Raw genomic sequence first — 24,227 nt, forward strand, 5'->3', positions numbered from 1 at the left:
AGAAAGGAAGGGGCGGCCCATCGGCCGCCCCTTCTGCGTTTCAGTGCCCGGTGTGCGGCCGCGCCGCGCCTTCGAGACCCGCGACATCGGTCAGGCCGTGACCGAGCGCCATCGGCTTGCCGTCGGGGCCGCGGTCAGCGATGCGGACCATCTCCATCATGCCTTTGTCCTCGTGGTTGAGGATGTGGCAGTGCAGGACGAAGTCGCCGATGTAGCGGGCGTAGTGGCTGCGCGTGGTCACCACCACGTCGTGCTCGACGAACAGGGTGTCCTTGAAAACGCCCGTGAGGCCGAAATATTCCGAGTTAGGGTCCTTGGTCAGGTCGACGCCGGCCCGGCTGACCACCGTCTCCACCTCGAACGGATTGACGTGGATGTGGAACGGGTGGCCGACCTTGGGATCGCCTTCCTTGACCGACAGCGTCCAGCGGTCGGTGTCGCCCAGCACCAGGGTGCGCGAGAAGTCGTTGGGATCGAACCGCCTGACGGTGGCGTCCGTGCGGCCGAGGCCGGGACCTGGACCGTTGCCTGGCGTCGTCGACGGCGCCCGCAGCGAGAACACCAGCGGCTGCTCCTTGTCGATCGTGTCGGCCAGCAGGCTGCGATGGGGCGAGAAGGCCTCCAGCGACAGGTCCCTGTCCAGGCCCTCGACGATCGACTGCTTGAGGGCGGCGTCCTCGATCTCCAGCCCCTTGGCCGCGCTGACCAGCAGTTGCTTGACCGCGTCGGCCGGCGGCAGGACCGGCGCGGCGCCGGGGGCGACCTCGACCAGGAACAGCAGCTGGCGACGCTCGGCGCTGCCCTCCACGCCCGACTGGTCGACCTTGATCAGTTCGTCGATGACGCAGTAGGCGCCCGGCTCCTTGAAGTCGACCAGCAGGTCGCTGCGATAGCCCGGCTGCAGGAAGGTGGCCTTGCGCTCCAGCACCTTCTGCCGGGTCAGGCCGTCGGCGGCGATCTCGAACTGCGAGACGGCCTCGCTGGAGGGCGCGCATTCCCTGGCGATCAGGGCGTCCTGCGACAGGGCGCCGGCCTTGCGCAGGGCCTCCAGCGGCCCCGTGCCGATCCGCTTGCGGATCGAGACCTTCACGGTGTCGGAAACCCCGCCGTGGATGAAGCGCCAACGTTCGGGCACGCCGGCCACCGCCTTCTGCTCAAGCGCCTCGACCGTGGCGCCGTTGACGGTGGTGAACCGGCCCGAGTTGGACCAGTTGGAGCCGCCGATGAAGTCGTAGCTGTCGAGCACGCCGGTGTCGCCGGCGTCGCAGTACCAGTTCTTCCGCGCCGTTCCCTCGACCGTGCGGGCCTTCACCTTGCCCTCGCCGTCGCGACAAACGTACTGGATCTGCTGCAGCACGAAAATGTGGTCGGGCGACTTGGCCAGCAGCACGTCGACGTCGCCCGGCACCAGCTTGCGCACCGGGGCCGCGCCCTCGTCGTCGATGCGCGGCAGGCGCTCGCCCTTGATCACCAGGGCCCCGGCCAGGCCGCTGGACACCTGGATCGCCGTCGAGCCGTGGACGTGGGGGTGGTACCAGAAGGTGCCCGCCGGATGATCGCCGGGGATGTTGTATTCGTACTCGTAGGTGAAGTCGCGATTGGGCGGCAGCTGGCGCAGCACGTTGTCGCTGATGCCCGCCGGGCTGACCCACAGGCCGTGGCTGTGCAGGTTGGTGGTGTTGAAGCAGTGCGGCTCGTTGATGTCCTGCGGATGGCCGGGGCACTTGTCCTCGGGCGGCAGCAGGTTGCGGATCTTGACCCGCACGGTCTGGCCCGGGCGCGAGACCAGGGCCGGCGCCACGTAGAGCTGGTCGGGCTTGGCCGGATGCAGCCGGTCCTGATAGGCGCGCAGCTCGACGGTGTCGTAGGCGCCCTCGTACTTGCCCTTGCCCAGTTCCTTGCCGCTGTTGGGATTCCAGATCCGCGACTTCAGCAGGAGGATGTCGAGATCGGCCCGCACTTCGTCGCCCTTGGGCGGCGGGGCCGGCACGGCGCCGAACAGCCTCAGCGGCGCGCTCGGGGCGGCCTCGCCGGGCGCGACGGTGGTGAGGATGGGCGGATCGGAAACCGGCGCCTGCTGCGCCAGGGCCGCCCCCGCGGCCAGGGTCAGGGCGAGCGCGGCTCCCCCCAGGAGTTGCAGTCGTCGCATGGATGCCCCCGTGCGTTTGAAAAACGCCGGAGGGTGAGAGCGTCGCCAGAGTCGTTCAAGTTGAATTCACAACCCTAGGAACTCATTTTGGGGCGGCGAGGCAGATCAGTCGCCCAGGCGCTCCTTGGGCAGATGCTGGGTCGTCAGCGGCGGGGCCAGCACCATGACCGTCGCGAAGCTGACAGCGGCCACGGCGGCGAAGGCGGCCGCCAGCAGCACCGGTAGCATCTTCTGGCGCCGGCGCGGCGCGCGCAGCAGCGCACGGGCGTAGGCGATGGCGGCGGTGTCGATGGCGGAATCAGCGACGGACATACGGGAAATTTCGCCTCTTCCCGCTGCGGTGGCAACGGATCGGCGACGCGGCGCTTCGCCGCTGGTCGCTTTCGCAGAAAAACTCTTTCCGTAAAGGGATGACGCGCCGCCCCCGACCGGACTAGAAGCGAGGCTCGAAAGGCGGCGTCATGATCCTGGTCATCGATAACTACGACAGCTTCACCTACAACCTCGTTCATTACCTGAACGAGCTGGGGGCCGAGACGGTCGTCCATCGCAACGACGACCTGACGGTGCAGGAGGCCCTGGGGCTGAAGCCGCAGGCCGTGCTGCTGTCGCCAGGCCCGAAAGCCCCCGACCAAGCCGGCATCTGCCTGCCGCTGCTGCGCGGCGCTCCCGACGACCTGGCGATCCTGGGCGTGTGCCTTGGCCACCAGGCCATTGGGCAGGCCTACGGCGGCGAGGTGATCCGGGCCAAGGAGGTCATGCACGGCAAGACCAGCCCGATCCGCCACGCCAACAAGGGCATCTTCAAGGACCTGCCCGACCCGTTCACCGCCACGCGCTATCACAGCCTGGCCGTGCGCCGCGAGAACCTGCCGGCCGAGCTGGAAGTCACCGCCTGGACCGCCGACGGCGAGATCATGGGCGTGCAGCACAAGACCCGCCCCGTCCACGGCGTGCAGTTCCACCCCGAATCCATCGCCACCGAGGGCGGCCACCAGCTGTTGGCCAACTTCCTCGACCTGGCCGGCGTGCGCCGCGACGCCCAGATCTGGGTCTAGGGCGGGGCTGAAAACATGTCAGACGCTTTCAAGCCGCTGCTGGCCAAGCTGGCCGACGGCCAGACCCTTTCCGAAGACGACGCCGAAGTCTTCTTCAGCGCCTGCCTGCGCGGCGAGCCGACCCCGGCCCAGGTGGCCGCGGCGGTGACCGCCATGCGCCTGCGCGGCGAAACCGTGGGCGAGATCGCCGCCTGCGCCCGCGCCATGCGCCGCGCGGCCGTGCACCTGGAGCATCCGTACGACGTGGTCGACGTCTGCGGCACCGGCGGCGATGGCCTGCACACCCTGAACATCTCCACCGCCGTGGGATTCGTCGCCGCCGGCGGCGGGCTGAAGGTGGCCAAGCACGGCAACCGCGCGGTGACCTCCAAGTCGGGCACCGCCGACGTCCTGGCGGCCCTTGGGGTCAATATCGACGCCAATCTCGCCCAGCAGCGCGCCGCGCTGGACAGCGCCGGCATCTGCTTCCTGTTCGCCCAGTCGCACCACGGCGCGATGAAGCACGTGGCGCCGATCCGCCAGCAGCTGGGTTTCCGCACCATCTTCAACCTGCTCGGCCCGCTGACCAATCCGGCCGGCGCCAAGCGTCAGGTCGTGGGCGTTTCGGCCCCGCGCTTCGTCGAGCCGATCGCCCGCGCCCTGGGAGCCCTGGGCGCCGAACGCGCCTGGTCGGTGCACGGCGGCGGCATGGACGAGCTGACCATCACCGGCGAGACCGAGGTGGCCGAATGGCGCGAAGGGGCGATGCGCCTCTTCACCATCACGCCCGAGGCCGTGGGCCTGCAGCGCGCCTCGCTCGCCGAGATCACCGGCGGCGATCCCGCCTTCAACGCCGCGGCCCTGACCCGCCTGCTCGACGGCGAGACCGGCGCCTATCGCGAGATCGTGCTGCTCAACGCCGCCGCCGCCTTCCTGGTGGCCGACAAGGTCGAGACCCTGCGCGAGGGCGTGGAACTGGCCGGCGCCGTGCTCGACGACGGCCGCGCCAAGGCCGCCCTCGCCGGCCTGGTGGCCGCCACCAATTCCGAAGTTCAGCCCGCATGACCGACATTCTCGCCAAGATCGCCGACTACAAGCGCGAGGACGTCGCCGGCCGGAAGGCCGTGCGCTCGCAGGCCGACGTCGAAGCCGCCGCCAAGACCGCTTCGGCGCCGCGCGGCTTCAAGGCGGCTCTGGAGGCCAAGCACGCGCCGGGCAAGCTCTCCCTGATCGCCGAGATCAAGAAAGCCTCGCCTTCGAAGGGCCTGATCCGCGCCGACTTCGATCCACCAGCGCTCGCCAAGGCCTATGAGGACGGCGGCGCAGCCTGTCTCTCCGTGCTGACGGACGGCCCCAGCTTCCAGGGCGCCGACGACTACCTCGTGGCCGCCCGGGCGGCGACCGCCCTGCCCTGCATCCGCAAGGACTTCCTGGTCGATCCCTGGCAGGTGGCCGAGAGCCGCGCCCTGGGCGCCGACGCCATACTGGTGATCCTGGCGATGATCGACGACACGCTGGCCGGCGAGCTGATGGCCGAGGCGCAGCGCCTTGGCATGGACGCCCTGGTCGAGGTGCACGACGAGGCCGAGACCGAGCGCGCCGGGAAGCTGGGCGCCACGCTGTTCGGCGTCAACAACCGCGACCTCAAGAGCTTCGTCGTCGACCTGACGGTGACCGAGCGGCTGTCGAAGCTCGCGCCGCAGGGCTCGCTGCTGGTCACCGAAAGCGGCCTCTTCACCCACGCCGACGTCGTGCGGATGGAAGCGACCGGCGCCAAGGCCATGCTGGTGGGCGAAAGCCTGATGCGCCAGGCCGACGTGACCGCCGCGACGCGCGAGCTGATCGGGTAACGGCCTTCGCCATTCCTGGCGATCCAGCAGCCGAACATCCCTGCCATCGCGGAGAAAGCAGAATCGGTCGTTCCAGCGGCTGTAGAATCGGCGCCCGGGCGCCGGGAATCGGCGCTTGGCCGGGCATTTTCCCGCGACCATGACCGGCTGGGCGGCGCGCGACCCAGGCGAAATCCGCACCCTGGGACGCGTTCGCGGCGGGCTCCAGCGCCTGAAGAGCGCTCGGCATACCGACTTAAAATCAGCGACTTAGCCGGCAATAGCTGACATCGGTCTCGATCACGATTTCAAAGAACGCCGATCGCTGCAATTCACTTGACCTTAACCAAGAACACCTAGAGAACATTCGAAAGGTTTGCGGTTTGTTCCGCGACGACTTGCGAGGCCGTCATGCTCACCCGCAAGCAGCACGAGCTGCTGATGTTCATCCACGAACGGATCAAGGAGACCGGCGTCTCCCCCTCCTTCGACGAGATGAAGGAGGCCCTGGACCTGGCGTCGAAGTCGGGCATCCACCGGCTGATCACGGCGCTGGAAGAGCGCGGCTTCATCCGTCGCCTGGCTCACCGGGCCCGGGCGCTGGAGGTGGTCAAGCTGCCGCAGCAGGCCACCACGGCCGCTCCGCCCAAGGGCCGCGGCGCGTTCCGTCCGCAGGTGCTGGAAGGCGGCGGCCCGGCGCCGTCGGCGCCCGCCCCGCTTCCGCCGGTTTCCGACACCAGCCGCGAGCTGCCGATCCTGGGCCGCATCGCCGCCGGCACGCCGATCGACGCCATCCAGCACGAGCGCGACCGCCTGCCGGTGCCCGAGACCATGCTGGGCGGCGGCGAACACTACGTCCTCGAGGTGCAGGGCGACTCGATGATCGAGGCCGGCATCCTGGACGGCGACTACGTGATCATCCGCAAGGGCGACACCGCCAACAGCGGCGAGATCGTCGTAGCTTTGGTGGGCGAGGAAGCCACGCTCAAGCGCCTGCGCAAGAAGGGCGGCTCGATCGCACTGGAAGCTGCCAATCCCAAGTACGAGACCCGCATCTTCGGCCCCGATCAGGTCGAGGTGCAGGGCAAGCTGGTGGGCCTGATCCGCCGCTACCACTGACGCGGGCCACCGGCCGGCAAGATGCGCGGGGCGCGGGTGTCGAGGGACGCCCGCGCCCTTCTTGCGTCTGGCGCGGGCCTCAAGGCCGTGGCTAGGTCGAACGCGACCTGAACGCATATTTGTCTGAGTTAATCGAAGCTGCTACTCCAGGCCCAAGGCCTTGCGGCGCGCTGTTCATGACGCGCCGCCCCATCGGTCGATCGGAGGAGCAACCATGTCCCACGCGCCCATCGCGTCCCTCAGCGCGGCGCTCTGCCTTGCGCTCGGCCTGAACGCCTCCGCCCAGCCGATCAACCAGCGGTTCAGCGCCGATCCCTCGTCGCACGTGTTCGGCGACAAGGTCTATGTCTACGCCACCGACGACGCCTCGAATTCGGGCAAGTACTGGGACTCGACGTCCTGGAGGCTCTACAGCTCCAGCGACCTGAAGACCTGGAGCGACGACGGCGCGTTCCTCGACGTGACCGTGTTCAAGTGGGCCAGACCCGACGCCAAGGCCTGGGCGCCGGGCGCGGTCGAGCGCGGCGGCAAGTACTACTTCTTCGCCCCGGTCGGCGGCGACAAGATCGGGGTGGCCGTGGCCGACCGGCCGCAGGGTCCGTTCAAGGACGCCATCGGCGCGCCGCTGGTCGACAAGGCCCGCGACGCCAACGCCGGCGACGAGCCGATCGACCCGCAGGTGCTGATCGACGACGACGGCCAAGCCTACATGCTGTTCGGCACCCGCGTGCCCAAGATCGTCCGGCTGGGCGCCGACATGGCCTCGCTGGCCGGGCCGATCGAAAACCTCGTGGTCACCGGCTATCCGGCCGACGACCCGAAGAAGAAGTACGGCGAGGCGCCGTTCCTGCATAAGCGCGACGGCCTCTATTATTTCAGCTTCTCGACCGGCTGGCCGGGCCAGATCGTCTATGCGACCGCCAGGTCGCCGATGGGGCCGTACGCCTATCGCGGGGTGATCCTCGACTACCTGCCGATCTCGACCAACCACCAGGCCATCATCGAGCGCGACGGCCGGTGGTGGTTCTTCTATCACGACAAGCTGCTGTCCGGCGGCGGCGACCATCGACGCTCGATCACCCTGGCGCCGCTGAGCTATGGCCCGGACGGATCAATCCTGCCGATCAAACGGCCGCCCGTTCCCTAGAACGGATCGACGTTCACCCGACCCCCGTCCCCAAAATCCGTCTTTCCCCGCGAAGGCGGGGATCCAAGCGGAGTCTGCGGATCGCTCACGGCCGCGCCTTCTCCCGAAACGCAGCTTGGATCCCCGCCTTCGCGGGGATGCTCGGTGAAAAGGAACGAAGTTGCTGAATTTCGATACGCCCTAGAGGATCAGATCCTTGGCCGCCGCCTCGAAGCGGCTCCAGGCGGCCGCGGCCAGGGCCGCGCCGGTGCTGGCGCGGCGAACGCCCAGGCCCGGCAGGTCGGCGACCTTCATGTCGGGTCCCCACAGCAGCACGTTGACCGGCTTGGGAGCGACGGCCGCGACGATGGCGGCGATGTCGTCATATCGCGTCACGCCCGGCGCATAGAGGCAGTCGGCGCCGGCTTCGGAATAGGCCACGAGGCGCTCGATGGTCGGCGCCAGGTCGTCGCGGCCGATCAGGAAACCCTCGGTGCGGCCCACCAGCATGACGTCCTGGCCCGAGGCGTCGATGGCCGCACGGGCGGCCGCCAGGCGCTGCACGGCGGTGTCGATGGGATAAAGGTCCGTCCCCACCCGATCCTCGATGGAAAGGCCGGCGATCCCGGTCTCGATGGCGCGGACGACATTGGCGGCCACGCCCTCGGCCGTGTCGGCGAAACCGGCCTCGAAGTCGGCGTTGACCGGCAGGTCGGTGGCGGCGACCAGCAGGGCCAGATGCTCGATCACCTCGTCTACGCTGACCTGCCCGTCGGCGCGGCCCCAGGACCAGGCCATGCCGGCGCTGGTCGAGGCCAGGGCGGCGAAGCCCAGCTTCTGCAGGCGCACGGCGCCGCCGGCGTCCCACGGGTTGGGCAGCACGAAGAAGCCGTCCTGATGCAGGGCGCGAAAGGCGGCGCGGCGGGCGGCGAAGGTGGCGTTGGTCATAGGTCCTGGCTCTCCAAGCGAGTCGTCGCCGGCAGATAGCCGCGGCGGCGCGGCATCATCCGCCCGGTTCTTGCGCATTCGTGTCAGCAGCCTGCGTCCAGGGACGCCTGCCGCGGCCGGGCGCGGTCCACACGATCCACCAGCCGTCGCGCCTGCGCCAGAGTTCGGCCGCGCCGCCGACGGCGAAATCCTCGGCCGCCAGCACGACGGCCTCGCGGCAGGCGGTCGGCAGGACGGCGGGCCTGGCGCCCCGCAGCACGACCACCTCCGCGCCCGAGCACAGGCGCTGCAGGGCGTCGAAGTCGGGCGCGCGGCGGGTCCAGGACAGGCTGACGGCGACCGGCGCGCCCTGCCCAGGCCGGCACGAAGCGCGGTCGCAGGTAAAGCCGCCGCCGTCGACGGACGCCAGGCCGCGCCGGCGGGCCCAGAGTTCGGCGCCGAACCGGCGGGCGTCCGGACGCAGCAGCACCGCCTGCCCGCCCCGGCGCGCGACGGCCGTGGTTCCGTCGGCGGCGATCCACAGATCGGGCGGCGCCGGACGCGGCCACAGGGCCACCGCCAGGAACAGCGGAACGCCCAGCCAGCGCAGCCTTCCCTTCCAGAGGCACAGCAGCATGACGCCCAGGAACGACAGCGCCAGGGTGAAGCCCGGCGCGCTGGCCACGGTCTGCTGGGCGCCGTGGGCGCTGGCGAACCAGCGGGCGACGGCGGTCATGGCCTCGATGCCCCAGCCGGCCACGGTCAGGAACGGTCCGCCCAGGCCCATCGGCTCCAGCGCCGCGCCCACAGCCAGGAACGGCATGATGACGAAGGACGACAGCGGCGAGACCACCAGGTTGGCCGGCAGGCCCCAGATGGCCACGCGGTTGAAGTGCTGCATGGCGAAGGGACCGGTGGCCAGGCCCGCCACGAAGCTGGCGCCGACGCTGATCGCCAGCCAGGCCAGGGCGGCCTGCGCAAAACGGATCGGCCAGGGCACCGAGATTTCGCGCGGCTGGCGGGGCCAGGCTTCCGCGAGGGCGACCAGGGCGGCGGTGGCGGAGAACGACATCTGGAAGCCGGCCGCGCCCGCCTGCTCGGGCTGGGCCACGAGAATGATCAGCGCCGCCAGCGCCAGGCCGTGCAGGCTGACGGCCTGGCGATCGGCGAGAATGGCCAGGAACGCCACGCCCGCCGTGATCGCCGCGCGCAGGGCCGGCGGCGGGGCGCCGGAGATCACCAGATAGGCCCCGACGGCGGCGAGGCCGGCCAGGGCGGCGATCTTCTTGCCCGGAAAGCGCAGGGCCGCCCACGGCCAGGCGGCCACGAGAAGGCGCACGGCCGCGAACACGAAGCCGCCGACAATGGCCATGTGCAGGCCGGAGATGGACAGGATGTGCGCCAGGCCCGAGGCGCGCATGGCCTCGGTCTGCTCAGGCGTGACCCAGGCCTCGTGGCCGGTGACCATGGCCGCGGCGATGCCGCCGCTTTCGGGCCCCAGGCGCTGGACGATGCGCGAGGCCAGGCTCCAGCGCATGGCGTTGACCGCCATGGCCAGCCGCAGCCGCCAGGGCGGCGGATCCAGCCTCGTCTCCTGGATCTCACCCACCGTGAAGCCCACCCCGCCGACGCCGTTGAACCAGGCGTCGCGGGCGAAGTCGTGGGATCCGGGCGCGGCCGGCGACGGCGGCGCCGACAGCATGGCGCGCTGGCGCAGGCCCGATCCCGGCGGCGGCGGCGCCTGCCCCTCGGGCAGGCTGACCCGGATGCGCGCCGGAGTGACGCCCGGCGCCAGGCGCGAGATCGACACCGGCGCGACCAGCAGGCGGGGTCCCGCCGCGCCGGGCGAGACCACGTCGACGACGAATCCGTCGACCACGCGAACGCCTCGCTCCACCGGCATGACCGGCCCGGCGACCCGGTCGCAGCGGATCTTGCCGGCCAGCGCGCCGGCGGCGGCGAAGGCCAGCAGGGTCAAGGGAACGACCAGGCCGCTCCAGCGCGTCCAGCCGCGGCTCCAGACCGCCAGGACGCCCAACGCCAGGGCGACGAGGGCCAGGAGCGACCAGCTGGGCTCGGCCTTCAGCTGCAGATAGCCGGCCGCGCCCAGGGCGAAGGCCACCGGGCTCCACAACATCCATCGGGCGGCGTTGAGCCGCGCCTCGTCGATCAGTTGTGTGACAAAGGTTGCGGGACTAGGACACCTTCGAACGGCCGTGCTAAGACGCGCCGCCCAACGGCCCGCGCCTGCGTCGCGCGCAGCCGCCGAGCCTCCCGCCGCCCCCGCGGCCTCCAGACCGTCAGCTTCGAAGCCTATGTCCAGTTCCTCCCCCGCCCCCAGCGGCGTCGTCACCCGCTTCGCCCCGTCGCCGACCGGCTTCCTGCATATCGGCGGCGCCCGTACGGCGCTGTTCAACTGGTTATATGCACGCCATACGGGAGGGAAGTTCCTTATTCGCGTCGAGGACACCGACCGCGAGCGTTCGACCGACGCCGCCGTGGCCGCGATCTTCGAGGGCCTGGACTGGCTGGGCCTGAAGTCGGACGAAGAGCCGATCTTCCAGTACAGCCGCGCCGACCGTCACCGTGAAGTGGTGCAGGAGCTGCTGGCCAAGGGCCGCGCCTATCGCTGCTGGATGACCGTGGAAGAGCTGGAAGCCGCCCGCGAGAAGGCCCGCGCCGAAGGCCGCGCCATCCGCTCGCCCTGGCGCGACGCCCCGCCGCCGGCCGATCCCAGCGCGCCGCACGTCATCCGCTTCAAGGGCCCGCTGGAAGGCGAGACCCTGGTCGACGACATGGTCAAGGGCCCGGTCACCTTCCGCAACATCGAGCTCGACGACCTCGTCTTGCTGCGCAACGACGGCGCGCCGACCTACAACCTGGCCGTCGTGGTCGACGACCACGACATGGGCGTGACCCACGTCATCCGCGGCGACGACCACCTGAACAACGCCGCGCGCCAGAGCCTGATCTACCAGGCCATGGAGTGGGCCGTGCCGTCGTTCGCGCACATCCCGCTGATTCACGGCCCGGACGGCGCCAAGCTTTCCAAGCGTCACGGGGCGCAAGCCGTCGGCGAGTTCGCCGACATGGGCTACATCCCCGAGGGCCTGCGCAACTACCTGGCGCGCCTGGGCTGGGGCCACGGCGACGACGAGGTGTTCAACGACGAGCAGGCGATCAGCTGGTTCGACGTCAAGGACGTGGTCAAGGCCCCTGCCCGCCTGGACTGGGCCAAGCTGAACTTCATCAACAGCCAGCACCTTCGCCAAGCCGACGACGCGCGCCTGACCGCGCTGACCCTGAAGGCCCTGACCGCCGCCGGAGCCGACCTGCCGGCCGACGCCGAGGCGCGCATCGCTTCGACCGTTCCGCAGGTCAAGGAAGGCGCGAAAACCATCCTGGAGTTGGGCGAGCACGTGGCCTTCGCGCTGAAGGTGCGCCCGCTGACGCTCGAGGAAAAAACCGCCAAGCAGCTTTCCGAGGAAACGGTCGCGCGCCTCGCACGACTTCGTGAACATCTCGCCGCCGCCCCGGTGTGGGGCGTCGCGGAACTCGAGGCGCTGTTGAAATCGTTTGCTGAATCCGAAGCCGTCGGCTTTGGAAAGTTCGGTCCCCCGCTGCGTGGAATCCTCACCGGCGGGGCCCAGGCGCCTGACCTGAACAAGATCATGGCGGCCCTGGGACGGGAGGAGTCTCTCGGCCGGCTTGACGATGCGCTGGCGTCGCGCGCATGAGGCGCTATAACGCACCCGCGAAAGCGAAAACTGGACTGATCGTACCACTATTGAAAGGGTCTCTCGCATGACCGACAAAGCCACGCTGACGATCGGCGACAAGAGCTACGACCTGCCGATCCTCAAGGGCAGCACGGGTCCGGACGTTCTGGACATCCGAAAGGTCTACGGCGAAAGCGACCATTTCACCTTCGACCCGGGCTTCACCTCGACCGCCTCGTGCGAGAGCAAGATCACCTATATCGACGGTGACGCCGGCGTTTTGCTGCACCGCGGTTATCCGATCGACCAGCTCGCCGAGAAGTCGTCGTTCCTCGAAGTCTGCCACCTGCTGCTGAACGGCGAACTGCCGACGGCCGCCGAACTGGCCAAGTTCGAGAACAACATCACCTACCACACGATGCTGCACGCGCAGTTCGACCGGTTCTTCGAAGGCTTCCGTCGCGACGCCCACCCGATGGCCGTCATGACCGGCGCCGTGGGCGCCCTGTCGGCCTTCTACGCCGACAGCATGAACGTCGACGACGCCCGCGAGCGTGAGATCAGCGCCCACCGCCTGATCGCCAAGATGCCGACGATCGCCGCCCGCGCCTACAAGTACACGATCGGCCAGCCGTTCGTGTCGCCGCGCAACGACCTGTCGTACTCGGAAAACTTCCTGCGCATGTGCTTCTCGGTCCCGGCCGAGGACTGGAAGCCGAACCCGGTCCTGACCCGCGCCATGGACCGCATCTTCATCCTGCACGCCGACCACGAGCAGAACGCCTCGACCTCGACCGTCCGTCTGGCCGGTTCGTCGGGCGCTCACCCGTTCGCCTGCATCGCCGCCGGCATCGCCTGCCTGTGGGGCCCGTCGCACGGCGGCGCCAACCAGGAAGCCCTGGAGATGCTCGAGCAGATCGGCACGGTCGACAAGATCCCCGAGTTCATCGAGGGCGTGAAGGCTCGCAAGCACAAGCTGATGGGCTTCGGTCACCGCGTGTACAAGAACTTCGACCCGCGCGCGAAGGTCATGCAGAAGACCTGCCACGAGGTTCTCGGCCAGCTGGGCATCAACGACCCGCTGCTCGAAGTGGCCATGGAGCTGGAAAAGATCGCGCTCAGCGATCCGTTCTTCATCGAGCGCAAGCTGTACCCGAACATCGACTTCTACTCGGGCATCACCCTGCGTGCGATGGGCTTCCCGACCAACATGTTCACCGTGCTGTTCGCCCTGGCTCGCACCGTCGGCTGGATCAGCCAGTGGAAGGAAATGTTYGAGGACCCGACCCGCAAGATCGGCCGTCCGCGTCAGCTCTACACGGGCTCGACCCAGCGCGACTACATCGACGTCGAAGAGCGCGGCTAAGCGCTTCTCGATCTTCGAGATACGGCAAAGGCCCCGGGAAACCGGGGCCTTTTTCGTTGTGGGGCTGGCTCCTCCCTCGCTTTAGCGGGGGAGGTAGCGCGCTGCGTATACGCAGCGTGACGGAGGGGGCGAGTGACAGAGCGCTGTGAGCGCCGCCGCCCCCTCCACCGCTTCGCGGTCCCCCTCCCCCGTTTCACGGGGGAGGAGTTGTCTTTAGAACCGCAACCCCACGATCAGGCCGGCATAGGTCTGGTCGTCGGCCATGCCGGTCTGCTTGAGGAACGTGCCCGAGGTGGTGTGGTTGAGGATCCCCGTAACCGTCACGAACGGCGAAACGGCGTAGCTGGCGAAAGCCGCCTGGCGCCAGCCGACATAGCGGGCCGTGCCTTCGAGCCCGCCGCGCAGCACCTGGCCGCCGAGGCCGTAGAGACCGTCCTCGTCGCTCTGGCGCCACAGACCCGCCACCTGCAGGCCCGCCGTCAGCTTGGTCGTGGGCTTGAAGGTCAGCTGCGGCTGGATGGCCACCATGTTGGTGATGCCGAAGTCGGTCCGCAGCGAGATCGGCTGCGGGAACATCTGGGCGTAGGAGTTCAGCTTGCCGTCGGTGCGGTCCTTGTCGCCCGAGGCGGCCTCCAGACGCAGGCCCAGGCGCGGCGACCACGGGGCCTTGAAGGTGTAGCCGCCCATGGCCGAGACGTACCAGGCCGAGACGTCGAGGTCGCGGTACGTGCCGCCCTGGTAGACGCCCTCCAGGTCGTAGTCCCAGGCCCCGTAGCGGCCGGCCAGGCGCGCCGAGTAGGAACCGCGGCGATCGCGGCCGCCGGTGACGCTGTCATAGACGGCGCCGCGCTTGTCGCTGTTGACGTAGAGCAGCTCCAGCTTGGGCGCCGTCGGCCCCTGCCCCAGCGTGCGCGAGGCGGTCACGCCGGCCAGGCGGTAGTCGAAATTGGTGGCGTCGTCCCACGAGGTCTTGGCCTCGCGCAGGGCGTAGCCATAGAAGGCGCCGCCGCTCCAGCCGCCTTTGCGGTCGACCAGCACGCGGGCCATGTCGAACGAGGTGCGGCTGTTGGCGCCTTCACGCATGTCGAAGATGCGATAGGCGCCCAGGCCCAGCTCCTGGCGGCCGACGCGCAGGCGGACCTTGGCGTCGCCGACCTCGGCGTTGGTTTCCAGGAAGGCCTGGTGCAGGTCCCAGCGGCTGACCTCGATCGGCGGCTCGCCGCTGTCGAGATCGATGCTGCGGGCGTCCTGCACGTCGACGAAGGCGCGCAGGCGCTGTCCCATGTGCAGGTCGGCCCACAGGCGGGTGCGGGTCTGGGCGTTGCCGTCCTCGTCCTGGGCGCCGCGGCCGAAGCGTTCGTTGCCGCGGTCTTCGAGGCGCAGGCGGAACTCGCCGCCGAGGCTGAGATAGCTGGTCTCGTCGACGGGGATGTATTTCAGCTTCGACCAGGGCGTGGCGCGCTTGGCCGGATCGGCTAGGTAGCTCCAGTCCTCGTCGTGATTGATCAGCTTGAAGGCGGGCGCCTTGGTCGCGGCCGGCGGCGGCACGTTCCCGGGCGACGGGGCGTTCTGGGCGGGGATCGGCACGACGCGATCAGTCGCCTGGCTTGGGGCCTGGGTGGYGATCGGGGCATCGGCTACGGGCGCAAGCAAGGCGGCCGCGGCCACAGTGGTCAGCAGCATGGGTTTCCTCCAGAGGGCGCGGTTGGCTCCGCGCTCTTTGGTTCTTGGATTTGTGGGACGGGTTTATTCGGCGTCGGGCTGGGCCGACGGGACGGCGGACTTGAAGGCCTCAAGCTCCAGGCAGGCGGCCTCGATGTCGGTCAGGCGGTTCCAGCGCAGCTCGACGCCGAAGCGGCGGGCGTTGCCCAGCTGCGGCACGAGCACCAGATCGGCCAGGCCCGGCGCGTCGCCGAAGGCGAAGCGGCCCGACTTGCCCGCCAGCAGCTTGTCGACCGCGTCGAGGCCCTCCTCGATCACCCCGGCGGCCCAGCCCTGGACGGCGGGCTCGTCGAGACCAAGCTCGCGCAGGCGGGCCAGGACCTTGAGGTTCTGCACCGGGTGGATGTCGCAGGCGATGGCCTGGGCCACCGCCCGGACTTCAGCCTTGGCGAACGGGTCGGAGGGCAGCAGCGGCGGCTGCGGGTGGATCTCGTCGAGATACTCGACGATGGCCAGCGACTGGGTCAGCACCCGGCCGTCGTCGAGGGCCAGAGCCGGCAGCAGGCCTTGCGGGTTGATCGCCAGGTAATCCGGCGCCCGCTGCTCGCCCCGACGCAGGTGATGGAACACCTGGTCGGCGGCGAGGCCCTTGAGGCCCAGGGCGATCCGCACGCGCCACGACGCGGTCGAACGAAAATAGCCGTGCAGGATCATGGTGGTCTTTAAACTCCGGACTTCTTGCGCACGCCGCCGAGGATGAAGACGGCCAGCGAGGCGATGAGGGCGGGAACCACGGCCGTCAGGATGATCGAACCGGGGGCCCACTTGTTGGCGAGGAGCGCGCCGCCCACGAGCGGGCCGACGATGGCGCCGACGCGGCCGACGCCCAGCGCCCAGCCCACGCCAGTGGCGCGGATGGCGGTGGGATAGACCGACGCGGCCAGGGCGTTGCAGCCGATCTGGGCGCCGACGACGCCGAAGCCCGACAGCGCCGCCCCGACCAGCAGGGTGGTCAGGTGGGTGCCGCCCAGCGCGATGACGGCGATGAAGGCGGCCGAGGCCGCATAGGCCGCGCCCAGCACGATGTAGGGGCTGAAGCGGTCGATCAGGCGGCCCAGGGCGATGGCCCCGACCACGCCGCCGAGGTTCAGGGTGGCGGTCGACAGGATGGCCATCGACAGCGGCAGGCCCGCGCCCTTCAGCAGGGTCGGCAGCCAGTTCACCAGGAAGTACATGACGAGCAGGTTCATGAAGAACGCCACCCACAGCAGGCCCGTGACCGGCGCGCGGCCTTGCGTGAACAGCTGGGCGACCGAGAAGCCCTTGGGGGCCTCGGCCTGCTCGCTGCGCAGGTGCGAGACGAACTCGGCGGTCGAGGCGGAAGGATCGATGCGGCGCACGATCGGGGCGATCTTGCTTTCCGGCGCGCCCTTGGCGACCAGGAAGCGCACCGACTCCGGCAGCATGACCATCAGCACGGGCACCAGCAGCAGCGGCAACACGCCGCCGACCACGAACACCGAGTGCCAGCCGAACTGGTCGATCAGGCCGGTCGACAGCACCCCGCCCAGGGTCGAACCCAGCGGGAAGCCGCAGAACATCACCGTCACCAGCGTCGCGCGCAGGCGCTCGGGCGCATACTCGCTGGTCAGGGCGATGATGTTGGGCATGGCCGCGCCCAGACCGATGCCGGTGAGGAAGCGGTACATCAGGAGCTCGTTCATCGAGCCCGAGGTCGCCGTCAGCAGGGCGAACAGGCCGAAGATCACGGTCGAGATCAGGATGATGGTCTTGCGGCCGAACTTGTCGGCGGCGGGGCTGAGCAGGAAGGCGCCGACGGTCAGGCCCAGGAGACCCACGGCGAAGATCGGGCCGAAGGCGGCCGGGGTCAGGCCCCAGTCCTCGGCGATGCGCGGGGCGACATACGCGATGGCCTGCGTATCGAACCCGTCGAGCATGGCGATGATGGCGCAGAGCGCGGTGACGCCGAACTGCAGCGAGCCGAACCTCGCCCGGTCGACGACGGCGTTGCCCGCCGTCGCTTCAAGAGTAGCCATTGTCGTTTCCTCTTCGCAGGGGGCGGCTCTGTGGCCGCTCCCCTTGTCCCTAGTCTTGGTGGTCGCAGGTCAGGCCGCGGGCGGTCCGACCGTGATGTTCAGCGGGGCCAGGCCCTCGATGGTGACGACCATCGCGTCGCCCTCGACGACGGCGCCGACGCCGGCCGGGGTGCCCGTGTAGATCAGGTCGCCCGGCTCGATGCGGTAGAGGCCCGAGAGGTAGGCGACGATGTCGCCCACCGGCCAGATCAGGTCGGCCAGATCGGCCTGCTGCTTGGTCTGCCCGTTCACCGTCAGCTTGATCTCGCCCTTGGTCGGATCAAAGCCTTCGCCGGCTTTCTGGATCAGGCCCAGCGGCGAGGACTGCTCGACATTCTTTCCGGTGTCCCAGGGGCGGCCCTGGGCGCGGGCTTCCAGCTGCAGGTCGCGGCGGGTCATGTCGAGGCCCGTGGCGTAGCCCCAGACGTGGTCGAGCGCGTCCTCGACGGCGATGTCGCGGCCGGTCTTGCCGATGGCGACCACGAGTTCGGCCTCGTAATGGAAGTCCTTGGTCTTCTGCGGATAGGCGATCGTCGCGCCGTCCGGCACGACCGTCTCGGCCCAGGCGGTGAAGAAGAACGGCGGCTCGCGGTCGGGATCGCGGCCCATCTCGCGGGCGTGGGCGGCGTAGTTGCGGCCGACGCAGAAGATGCGGCGAACCGGGAACTGCTCGCCGGTGGAGGTGGCGGCCAGGACCGGCGCCTGGGGTTCGAAGATCAGGCTCACAGGTTTTCTTCCTTGTAGAGGTTCAGCTTTTCCTGGCAGGCCTTGTCGGAGTAGCCGAACAGGACGAGCTGGCTTTGGGCCTTGAAACGGACCGTCTTCCACGACGGGACGACGAGGATCTCGCGGGGGGCAAGGGCGATGGTCTCGCCCTCGACGACCGCCTCGCCCTGCCCTTCCACGACCACGAAGATCGTGCCGTCGGTCGAGCGGCGGTCGCGGGTCTCGAACCCCGCGGGCATCAGCCGCACATGCGCCGAAATGGTCGACATGATCGGCCCGCCGTTGACGGGATTGAGGAACTCCAGCGCGTGGCCCAGGTGCGGATCGATCTGTGCGCCCTTGGCCATGGCGTCCAGCGCCGGCCGCCACTCCGAATAGGGATAGTGGAACAGCGGCTGGTGGGCCGGGCGGCGGTCGGCGGTGTGGCCCTTCAGCGGACGCATGTTGCGGCCGTAGCGGTTGAGGCTGTCGCCGGCCGGCGCCTGCTCGGGGAACTGGTCCTCGGCATAGCCCTCGGCGAAGCTGGCGTCGAAGTGGCGGACGGTGGGGATGTCCAGGCCGTCGAGCCAGATCATCGGCTTGCTCGTCGGATTGCCGTGGTCGTGCCACTGGCCGCCCGGGGTGAGCACCAGGTCGAAGGGCCGCATGACGGCCTTCTCGCCGTCCACCGAGGTGTAGGCGTCCTCGCCTTCCAGCACGAAGCGCAGCGCGCACTGGGCGTGACGGTGGGCGGGCGCGATCTCGCCCGGCAGGATCAGCTGCAGGCCGGCGTAGAGGCTCGGCGTGATGCTCGACAATCCGCCCAGCCCCGGGTTTTCCAGGATCAGCACACGCCTCTCGGCCTGCTTGGCGCTGATCAGGTCGCCGGCCCGCATCAGATAGTCCCGGGCGCTGTCATAGGACCACTTGTGGACCTTGGCCGGCGAGTCCGGCTGGGGCAGCACCAGGGCGCTCAGTTTTTCCCAGAGCGGATAGAGGCCTTCCGGCTCCATCTGCTCGTACAGCGCCTCGAGCTGGCTGCGCTGGTCGTTGCGAAGCACCGTCTCCATCAGGCGCCTCCCGGCAGGCCGACGTGCAGCAGGCCGCCTTCCAGCTTCACCGGGAAGGTGCGCACGGCCACCGAGCAAGGCGCGCCGACGGCCGCGCCGGTCTTCACGTTGAAGGTGCCCTGGTGCAGCGGGCATTCGATCAGCTCGCCGTCGAAGAAACCGTCGGCGAGGCTGGCCGCGCCGTGGGTGCAGAGGTCGGCGGTGGCGTAATACTCGCCGTCGACGGCGTAGAGGGCCACCTTCAGGCCGCCGACGGTGGCGGCGGCGACGCCGAACTCTTCGAGGTCGGACGGAGGAATGGCGGGCGCCCAGGTCAGCGCCGCGTTGTCGATGACGTCGGTCATACGGGGTACACCAAGCTGTTGGGGAGCATTTCGGAGTCGAAGACCACCACGCGCTCGGCAAAGCGCAGGCGGCCCTCGTCGGCCACGATCAGGTCGTGGCAGACCGCCGACAGGACGATCTCCGAAGGCTTGTCGATCAGGGTCTGGACGAGCAGCAGGTTGTGGCGCGTGCGCACCCCGCCGTTTTCCTCTCCGACGATCCGGGGAGCGGTCGGGAAGCGGCGGTAGTAGCGCGGCGCGTACATCTGGGTGCGGGTCAGGCCCGTCACCCGGTCCTTCAGCATGCCGCGGCTTTCGGCCTGCATGGTGCTGAGGGTGTAGCCGGCCTCGAAGTTCTCGCGCGGGATCACCCGATAGAGGCAGTCCTGCGTGAAGTACTCGGGCCAGTCGTGCAGCCGCACCTCGTCCAGGGTTCCATAGTAGTCGTCATAGAGGTCGCGGATCGCATCACGCGTGATCGCGGCCGGACGTTTGGTCAGGGTGGTGCTCACAGGCCCATCACCTTTCGCCAGTAGCGGTACATGCCGCGCACGGCTGTTTCGGTGACCTGGTGGTCGGTGCTCTCGATGGCGCGACCGCCCATCTGCAGGATCATGTGCGCGTCGGGAGACGGCGTGGCGCCCTGCTGGGTCATCTCCAGCACCTCGCCGTCGTCGGCCGAGACGAAGCCGGCCGGGCCGAAGAGGTTGGCCTGGCGCGTGCGGCGCAGGCGCATCTCCGGCGTGTCGTCGGCGTAGCACCAGTGGGTCCAGTGGAAGTCGAAGCCGCCCGGACCCTTGGGCACGATCTGGCGCGTGGTCAGCGAATTGACCTGCTGCTGCAGGATCACGCTGGGGAAGATGGTGATCATCCCCACGGTCTCTTCGCCCGGGAACTCCTGCACCACGTCCATGACGCGGGGATCCTCAAGCACCAGGTCGCCCTGGAAGTTGCGGATGTCGGCCATGGCCTCGGTCTTTTCCTGCTCGCCCTTGCGGGAGATCAGGATGCCGTGGCGGCCCTCGTCGTCGATGTCGACGGCCGACTTCTGGTCGGCGCGGAACAGGCCGAAGGTGGCGAAGAACACGTGCAGCAGGCCCGCGTGGTACGGGTCCTTGATGTTCTCCTGCATCTGCTTCCAGTTGGCCGGAATGTGCTGGCGGTTGTAGCCCAGCACTTCCAGCTTCCGGCCGTCATAGACGCGCGTGTAGTGCTTCCAGAACTTCTCGCCGAGATACTCGCGGAAGGCCGGGGTCTCTTCGGAGAAGGTGGCCCAGACGACGCCGTGGACTTCCTCGACGCGCAGCTTGGTCAGGCCGTTCTGCGCAAGATCGAAGTCGGCCGGCATCCCGCCCTGGCGCTTGACGCCCCGGCGGAACGGCACGCCCTGCAGGTCGCCGTTCAGCGCGTACGACCACTGGTGATACGGGCAGATCAACTCCTGCGAGTGGCCAAAGCGCGCCTGGCAGAACTTCACGCCCTTGTGGGCGCAGCGGTTCTCGACGACCGAGATCTCGTTCTCGGCGCTGCGCACCATGACGACCGGACGCTCGCCGAGGGTGGCGGTCTTCCAGTCGCCGACATTGGGGATTTCGCACTCCAGGCCGACGTACAGCCAGTGCGGGCCGTACCAGATCTTGCGCAGCTCCTCAGCGTAGATCTCGGGGTCTGAATAGACCCAGTACGGGACGGCGGCGTCCGCGTCGACGGGCCACAGGCGGCCTTCCGGGGGACGAACGGGGATGGTCATGGGCAGCTCCCAGACGGTGGTCGAAGCGGCGATCTCACGTCGCCATTGACCCTCACCCTGTCGTGGGTTTTGATCCATGTCAAATGCATTGCATATTATGCAACGCGAGAGGAAGCACACGCCATGGAACAACGCATCGTCGTAGTCGGCGCCGGACATGCCGGCGGCGCGACCGCCATCACCTTGAGAGAATTGGGTTTTTCCGGATCGATCACGCTGGTCGGCGAGGAGGCCGAGCACCCGTACGAACGACCCAGCCTGTCCAAGGAGTACCTGTCGGGCAAGGAGGCCGCCCCCGTTTACCTCGCCGAGGAATCCCGCTGGAGCGAACTTGGCGTCGACCTGCGGCTAGGAGTCGCGGCCGCCGCGATCGACCGCGAGAACCGCACCGTCACGCTCTCGGATGGAAGCGCCCTGCCCTATGACCAGTTGATCCTGGCCACCGGCGGCGCGCCCCGGCAGCTGCCCTTCCCGGCCCATCCGAAGATCTTTCCGCTGCGCACGACGGGCGACGCCAAGGCCATCGCGGCGGCCGCCAGGCCCGGCGGCCGCGCCGTGGTGATCGGCGGCGGGGTGATCGGGCTGGAGACGGCCTCGACCCTGCACGAGCTTGGCCTGACCGCCATCGTCATCGAGGCCGGCCAGCGCCTGCTGGGCCGCAACGTGCCGGGCGACGCCGCCGACTGGCTGGCGGCCGCCCATGCCCGGGTCGGCGTGGAGATTCGCCTTGGCCGCTCGGTGGCCGCCATCGAGCCGGCTGGCGAGACGCTGGCCCTGCGGCTCGACGACGGCTCGTCTCTGGAGGCCGATCTCGTGGTCGTGGGTATCGGCATCGTACCGCGCGCAGGACTGGCCCAGGCCGCCGGCCTGCCGGTGGGCGCCGGCGTGCTGGTCGACGAGCGCTATCGCTCGATCGGCGATGCAAACGTCTACGCCATCGGCGATCTCGCCCTGCGCCGGTTCGGCGACGCGGCCGCGCCGCAGCGGATGGAGACCTGGGCCCACGCCCAGAGCTCGGCCCGGGCGGCGGCGCTGGCGATCCTGGGCCAGCCGGCCGAGGCCGAACCCGCCCCGTGGTTCTGGACCGCCCAGTGCGGCCACAACCTCCAGATTCTGGGCGATCCGGCCGCCGGCGACACGGTGGTGGCGCGGGGCGAAGCGGTTCGGCTCTATCTGCGCGACGGCGTGCTGGTCGGGGCCGCGTGCCTGGACCAGCCCCGCGACTTCGCCTCGGCCCGCCGGCTGATCGGCAAGCCGCTGAAGGCGGATCTGGCGGGCGATCCGGGAACGGACCTGCGCAAGGCGGCCGCCTGAGGTCGCCTAACGCGCTTCCCGATCCTCGCGAGGGCGGGGACCCAAGCCGCCTCGGGGATACCGCAGGGCCATAGCGACCCCCGCGGACTCGGCTTGGGTCCCCGCCTTCGCGGGGAAACTCGGATTGGGGTCCGCGCTCGCATGACGAGAAACCTGCAGGCTTTCGGCTTCTATGGCCAATTGCGTTGTCATCCCGGCCGTAGCGAAGCGGAGCGCCGGGATCCCCCACCGTTGCGGATCTGCCGACGTGGGAGGTCCCGGCTCTACGGATCGCTATCGCGCTCCTACGGCCGGGATGACACGTTTCCTTTCAATGCCAGGTGAGTGGTGAAAGCCCGCCTCAGACCGCCGGGCGAYGGCCGCCGATGGTGGTCGTCACCTGGTCGCAGACAGCAGCCAGGGCCTGACGGACCTCGTCGTCGCGGTCGGGCACGAAGGCGTCGGTGGCCAGGACCGTGGCGGTGACCACGGCCTCGCCCTGCAGGTCGAAGATCGGCAGGGCCGTGGCGCGCAGGCCCGGGATCAGCGAGCCGCTGATGGCCGAATAGCCGGTCTTGCGCACCCTTTGACGCAGCGCCTCGACGTCGACGGGCGCCAGGCCGCGCTCGGCCTGCGTCTCGCGCTCGACCATGTGGCGGGTGTGGCTGTCGGGCCGGAAGGCCAGGAACACGTGGCCGGTGGCCGAGCGCAGCAGCGGCAGCGACGAGCCGACCATCAGCGAGGTGGCGACCGGGGGCGCCCCCATCGCCCAGCGCACGACGATCGGGCCGCTGGGACCAAGCGCGGCGATCTGCACCGTGCGGCCGGTCTCCCGCGAAAAGGCGGTGATGGCCTCGTCGGCCTCGCGGAAAGCGTCGACCCGCGCCAGGGCGCCCAGACCCAGGCGCAGCGCGCCGGGGCCCAGATCGTAGCGGCCGGTGGCCGGATCCTGCTTGGCCATGCCCGAGGCGACCAGACTGGCCAGATAGCGGTGGGCCTGCGAGGCCGACAGGTCCGAGGCCTGGGCGATCACGCCCAGGGCGGCCGGGCCGTCCAGCGTCGCCAGCACGTCCAGCACCCGCAGGCCGATGCCGACCGACTGGATGCCTGAACGCTGCTTGGAATCCTGGTCGGTCACTGGCTGGGTCCTGCGCTGGGAAGCGATTGACCCCGATGATGAAACGCCAGGGCCCCGACTCGCAAGGCGTCGGGGCCCCTTAGGTGTTCATAGATGCGAATTAATCGCAGAAACTACTTCGCCAGCGGAACCCGCATCGCCAGAACTTCGCGCGAACGGCGGGTGATGCCGTAGAGCATGCCCTTGTCGCTTTCGTCCCAGTCGATCGCCTGGCCCTCGGCCCCCATGCCGATCGTGTCGAGATGGTCGAGCACCCCGCCGCCCATCGGCAGCTGCATCACGTAGAGCTCGGGCAGGTCGTGGCCGCTGAGATAGAGCCGCCCGTCGGGACCCCAGCCGCCGCCGGAGATGCTCATCGGCTTGATGCGCTCCAGCACGCTGGCCGGCAGCGCCCAGGCCTCGAGGCGACGCCACTGGTCGTCGAACTTCACCAGCGTGGTGTGGCGGTGGTCGCGCGGGGGCTCGCCGCCCTTGGCGTCGTAGTTGGCGAACATCGCCCACCAAGCGCCGTCGTGGCGGTCGACCCAGGTGATCGAACCCGTGCCCAGGCCCAGCGAGATGCTGCGCTTGTGGGCCAGGGTCATGGGATCGAAGATCTCGACCGTGCTGACCTGCGGCGTGGCGGGGAAGTTGGAGCTGGCGCAGACCAGCTCCCTGGCGATCACCGCGCACGAATTGATGTGGGGGAAGCGGGCCTTGTCGCCCGTCCACTCGGCGCGCTTCTCGCCGGTCTTCTTGTCGAAGCGGACGATGCGCCAGTCGCTGACGGCGTAGACGTCGCTTGGACCCGCGGCCGCGCCTTGAGACGCGCCCGCATCGTAGCGTCGAACGGTCTCGGCCTTGCGGGCGGTTGCGGCTGCCGAGGCGGCGGGGACCTCGGCCTGCAGCGACAGGGCCGCGATGAGTTCCAGGATCATG

The 24,227-nt window shown here is 69.3% G+C and carries 22 protein-coding genes; 8 read left to right on the forward strand and 14 right to left on the reverse strand.

Annotated features, from left to right (window positions below):
- Positions 1-40: 40 nt before the first annotated feature.
- Positions 41-2,149 (reverse strand): multicopper oxidase family protein, encoded by a 2,109-nt coding sequence (locus AC1DCG_RS01910; RefSeq protein ID WP_477028067.1) that lies wholly within the window; start codon positions 2,147-2,149, stop codon positions 41-43.
- Positions 2,150-2,254: 105 nt separating this feature from the next.
- On the reverse strand, positions 2,255-2,461 hold the full coding sequence (locus AC1DCG_RS01915; protein WP_165255608.1) for a hypothetical protein: 207 nt from the start codon (positions 2,459-2,461) through the stop codon (positions 2,255-2,257).
- A gap of 149 nt (positions 2,462-2,610) precedes the next feature.
- Between AC1DCG_RS01915 and AC1DCG_RS01920 the strand changes: the two genes are divergently transcribed.
- The 5 genes from AC1DCG_RS01920 to AC1DCG_RS01940 all read left to right on the forward strand — a co-directional run bounded on the left by AC1DCG_RS01920 (position 2,611) and on the right by AC1DCG_RS01940 (position 7,281).
- Positions 2,611-3,207 (forward strand): anthranilate synthase component II, encoded by a 597-nt coding sequence (locus tag AC1DCG_RS01920; protein ID WP_101715437.1) that lies wholly within the window; start codon positions 2,611-2,613, stop codon positions 3,205-3,207.
- Positions 3,208-3,222: 15 nt separating this feature from the next.
- The gene (gene trpD, locus AC1DCG_RS01925; RefSeq protein WP_477036634.1) at positions 3,223-4,251 is read left to right on the forward strand and encodes an anthranilate phosphoribosyltransferase; all 1,029 of its coding nucleotides are present in this window, start codon (positions 3,223-3,225) and stop codon (positions 4,249-4,251) included.
- Positions 4,248-5,036, forward strand: coding sequence for an indole-3-glycerol phosphate synthase TrpC (gene trpC, locus AC1DCG_RS01930; RefSeq protein ID WP_477036635.1), 789 nt, complete (start codon positions 4,248-4,250; stop codon positions 5,034-5,036). The genes trpD and trpC overlap by 4 nt, the downstream gene beginning before the upstream one ends.
- 390 nt (positions 5,037-5,426) lie before the next feature.
- Complete coding sequence (lexA, locus tag AC1DCG_RS01935; RefSeq protein WP_165255603.1) at positions 5,427-6,134, forward strand: transcriptional repressor LexA; 708 nt, start codon at positions 5,427-5,429, stop codon at positions 6,132-6,134.
- Positions 6,135-6,348: 214 nt separating this feature from the next.
- Positions 6,349-7,281: a family 43 glycosylhydrolase gene (locus tag AC1DCG_RS01940; RefSeq protein WP_477036636.1), complete on the forward strand. Its 933-nt coding sequence runs from the start codon at positions 6,349-6,351 to the stop codon at positions 7,279-7,281.
- A 180-nt stretch (positions 7,282-7,461) separates the two neighbouring features.
- On the opposite strand, the gene AC1DCG_RS01945 is transcribed toward AC1DCG_RS01940, so the two are convergent.
- Positions 7,462-8,208: an isocitrate lyase/PEP mutase family protein gene (locus AC1DCG_RS01945; protein ID WP_477028063.1), complete on the reverse strand. Its 747-nt coding sequence runs from the start codon at positions 8,206-8,208 to the stop codon at positions 7,462-7,464.
- A 55-nt stretch (positions 8,209-8,263) separates the two neighbouring features.
- Positions 8,264-10,324, reverse strand: a complete 2,061-nt coding sequence (locus AC1DCG_RS01950; protein ID WP_477036637.1) for a ComEC/Rec2 family competence protein — start codon at positions 10,322-10,324, stop codon at positions 8,264-8,266.
- Between the two features lie 178 nt (positions 10,325-10,502).
- On the opposite strand from AC1DCG_RS01950, the gene gltX reads away from it, so the two are divergent.
- Together gltX and gltA are read left to right on the forward strand one after the other, a co-directional pair.
- Positions 10,503-11,924 carry a glutamate--tRNA ligase gene (gltX, locus tag AC1DCG_RS01955; RefSeq protein ID WP_477028061.1) on the forward strand — a complete coding sequence of 474 codons (1,422 nt, stop codon included), beginning with the start codon at positions 10,503-10,505 and terminating at the stop codon, positions 11,922-11,924.
- Positions 11,925-11,991: 67 nt separating this feature from the next.
- Complete coding sequence (gene gltA, locus AC1DCG_RS01960) at positions 11,992-13,272, forward strand: citrate synthase (protein ID WP_477036638.1); 1,281 nt, start codon at positions 11,992-11,994, stop codon at positions 13,270-13,272.
- A 213-nt stretch (positions 13,273-13,485) separates the two neighbouring features.
- Here the strand turns inward: gltA and AC1DCG_RS01965 are convergent, their stop codons facing one another.
- From AC1DCG_RS01965 to AC1DCG_RS02000, 8 genes are all read right to left on the reverse strand, one after another.
- Entirely contained in the window at positions 13,486-14,955 is a 1,470-nt protein-coding gene (locus AC1DCG_RS01965; RefSeq protein WP_477041355.1) for an alginate export family protein, read from the reverse strand.
- A gap of 63 nt (positions 14,956-15,018) precedes the next feature.
- On the reverse strand, positions 15,019-15,648 hold the full coding sequence (gene maiA, locus AC1DCG_RS01970) for a maleylacetoacetate isomerase (RefSeq protein ID WP_477028058.1): 630 nt from the start codon (positions 15,646-15,648) through the stop codon (positions 15,019-15,021).
- A gap of 8 nt (positions 15,649-15,656) precedes the next feature.
- Complete coding sequence (locus tag AC1DCG_RS01975) at positions 15,657-16,991, reverse strand: MFS transporter (RefSeq protein ID WP_165255590.1); 1,335 nt, start codon at positions 16,989-16,991, stop codon at positions 15,657-15,659.
- Between the two features lie 69 nt (positions 16,992-17,060).
- A complete protein-coding gene (locus AC1DCG_RS01980; protein WP_477036640.1) occupies positions 17,061-17,756 on the reverse strand; it encodes a fumarylacetoacetate hydrolase family protein in 696 nt (231 codons plus the stop codon).
- Positions 17,753-18,805, reverse strand: a complete 1,053-nt coding sequence (gene gtdA, locus AC1DCG_RS01985) for a gentisate 1,2-dioxygenase (protein ID WP_477028056.1) — start codon at positions 18,803-18,805, stop codon at positions 17,753-17,755. Before gtdA ends, AC1DCG_RS01980 begins: the two co-directional genes overlap by 4 nt.
- The gene (locus AC1DCG_RS01990; protein ID WP_477028055.1) at positions 18,805-19,149 is read right to left on the reverse strand and encodes a non-heme iron oxygenase ferredoxin subunit; all 345 of its coding nucleotides are present in this window, start codon (positions 19,147-19,149) and stop codon (positions 18,805-18,807) included. Before AC1DCG_RS01990 ends, gtdA begins: the two co-directional genes overlap by 1 nt.
- Complete coding sequence (locus tag AC1DCG_RS01995; RefSeq protein WP_477028054.1) at positions 19,146-19,640, reverse strand: aromatic-ring-hydroxylating dioxygenase subunit beta; 495 nt, start codon at positions 19,638-19,640, stop codon at positions 19,146-19,148. Before AC1DCG_RS01995 ends, AC1DCG_RS01990 begins: the two co-directional genes overlap by 4 nt.
- The gene (locus AC1DCG_RS02000) at positions 19,637-20,878 is read right to left on the reverse strand and encodes an SRPBCC family protein (protein WP_477041356.1); all 1,242 of its coding nucleotides are present in this window, start codon (positions 20,876-20,878) and stop codon (positions 19,637-19,639) included. Before AC1DCG_RS02000 ends, AC1DCG_RS01995 begins: the two co-directional genes overlap by 4 nt.
- 123 nt (positions 20,879-21,001) lie before the next feature.
- Here AC1DCG_RS02000 and AC1DCG_RS02005 point away from each other — a divergent pair, with 123 nt between their 5' ends.
- A complete protein-coding gene (locus tag AC1DCG_RS02005) occupies positions 21,002-22,192 on the forward strand; it encodes an NAD(P)/FAD-dependent oxidoreductase (protein ID WP_477028052.1) in 1,191 nt (396 codons plus the stop codon).
- Between the two features lie 340 nt (positions 22,193-22,532).
- On the opposite strand, the gene AC1DCG_RS02010 is transcribed toward AC1DCG_RS02005, so the two are convergent.
- Together AC1DCG_RS02010 and AC1DCG_RS02015 are read right to left on the reverse strand one after the other, a co-directional pair.
- Positions 22,533-23,309: an IclR family transcriptional regulator gene (locus AC1DCG_RS02010; RefSeq protein ID WP_477041357.1), complete on the reverse strand. Its 777-nt coding sequence runs from the start codon at positions 23,307-23,309 to the stop codon at positions 22,533-22,535.
- Positions 23,310-23,422: 113 nt separating this feature from the next.
- Positions 23,423-24,226, reverse strand: a complete 804-nt coding sequence (locus AC1DCG_RS02015) for a hypothetical protein (RefSeq protein WP_477028050.1) — start codon at positions 24,224-24,226, stop codon at positions 23,423-23,425.
- Position 24,227: the final 1 nt, after the last annotated feature.

Source organism: Caulobacter sp. 10L414 (assembly GCF_056395525.1).

Bases quoted from the DNA above. Each gene is read 5' to 3' on its own strand.
- AC1DCG_RS02000 (WP_477041356.1), bottom strand. From the start codon at position 20,878: ATGACCATCCCCGTTCGTCCCCCGGAAGGCCGCCTGTGGCCCGTCGAC.
- trpD (WP_477036634.1), top strand. From the start codon at position 3,223: ATGTCAGACGCTTTCAAGCCGCTGCTGGCCAAGCTGGCCGACGGCCAG.
- gtdA (WP_477028056.1), bottom strand. From the start codon at position 18,805: ATGGAGACGGTGCTTCGCAACGACCAGCGCAGCCAGCTCGAGGCGCTG.
- maiA (WP_477028058.1), bottom strand. From the start codon at position 15,648: ATGATCCTGCACGGCTATTTTCGTTCGACCGCGTCGTGGCGCGTGCGG.
- AC1DCG_RS01910 (WP_477028067.1), bottom strand. From the start codon at position 2,149: ATGCGACGACTGCAACTCCTGGGGGGAGCCGCGCTCGCCCTGACCCTG.
- AC1DCG_RS02015 (WP_477028050.1), bottom strand. From the start codon at position 24,226: ATGATCCTGGAACTCATCGCGGCCCTGTCGCTGCAGGCCGAGGTCCCC.
- AC1DCG_RS01940 (WP_477036636.1), top strand. From the start codon at position 6,349: ATGTCCCACGCGCCCATCGCGTCCCTCAGCGCGGCGCTCTGCCTTGCG.
- trpC (WP_477036635.1), top strand. From the start codon at position 4,248: ATGACCGACATTCTCGCCAAGATCGCCGACTACAAGCGCGAGGACGTC.
- AC1DCG_RS01945 (WP_477028063.1), bottom strand. From the start codon at position 8,208: ATGACCAACGCCACCTTCGCCGCCCGCCGCGCCGCCTTTCGCGCCCTG.
- AC1DCG_RS01990 (WP_477028055.1), bottom strand. From the start codon at position 19,149: ATGACCGACGTCATCGACAACGCGGCGCTGACCTGGGCGCCCGCCATT.
- AC1DCG_RS02005 (WP_477028052.1), top strand. From the start codon at position 21,002: ATGGAACAACGCATCGTCGTAGTCGGCGCCGGACATGCCGGCGGCGCG.
- gltX (WP_477028061.1), top strand. From the start codon at position 10,503: ATGTCCAGTTCCTCCCCCGCCCCCAGCGGCGTCGTCACCCGCTTCGCC.
- lexA (WP_165255603.1), top strand. From the start codon at position 5,427: ATGCTCACCCGCAAGCAGCACGAGCTGCTGATGTTCATCCACGAACGG.
- AC1DCG_RS01975 (WP_165255590.1), bottom strand. From the start codon at position 16,991: ATGGCTACTCTTGAAGCGACGGCGGGCAACGCCGTCGTCGACCGGGCG.
- AC1DCG_RS01915 (WP_165255608.1), bottom strand. From the start codon at position 2,461: ATGTCCGTCGCTGATTCCGCCATCGACACCGCCGCCATCGCCTACGCC.
- AC1DCG_RS01920 (WP_101715437.1), top strand. From the start codon at position 2,611: ATGATCCTGGTCATCGATAACTACGACAGCTTCACCTACAACCTCGTT.
- AC1DCG_RS01950 (WP_477036637.1), bottom strand. From the start codon at position 10,324: ATGTTGTGGAGCCCGGTGGCCTTCGCCCTGGGCGCGGCCGGCTATCTG.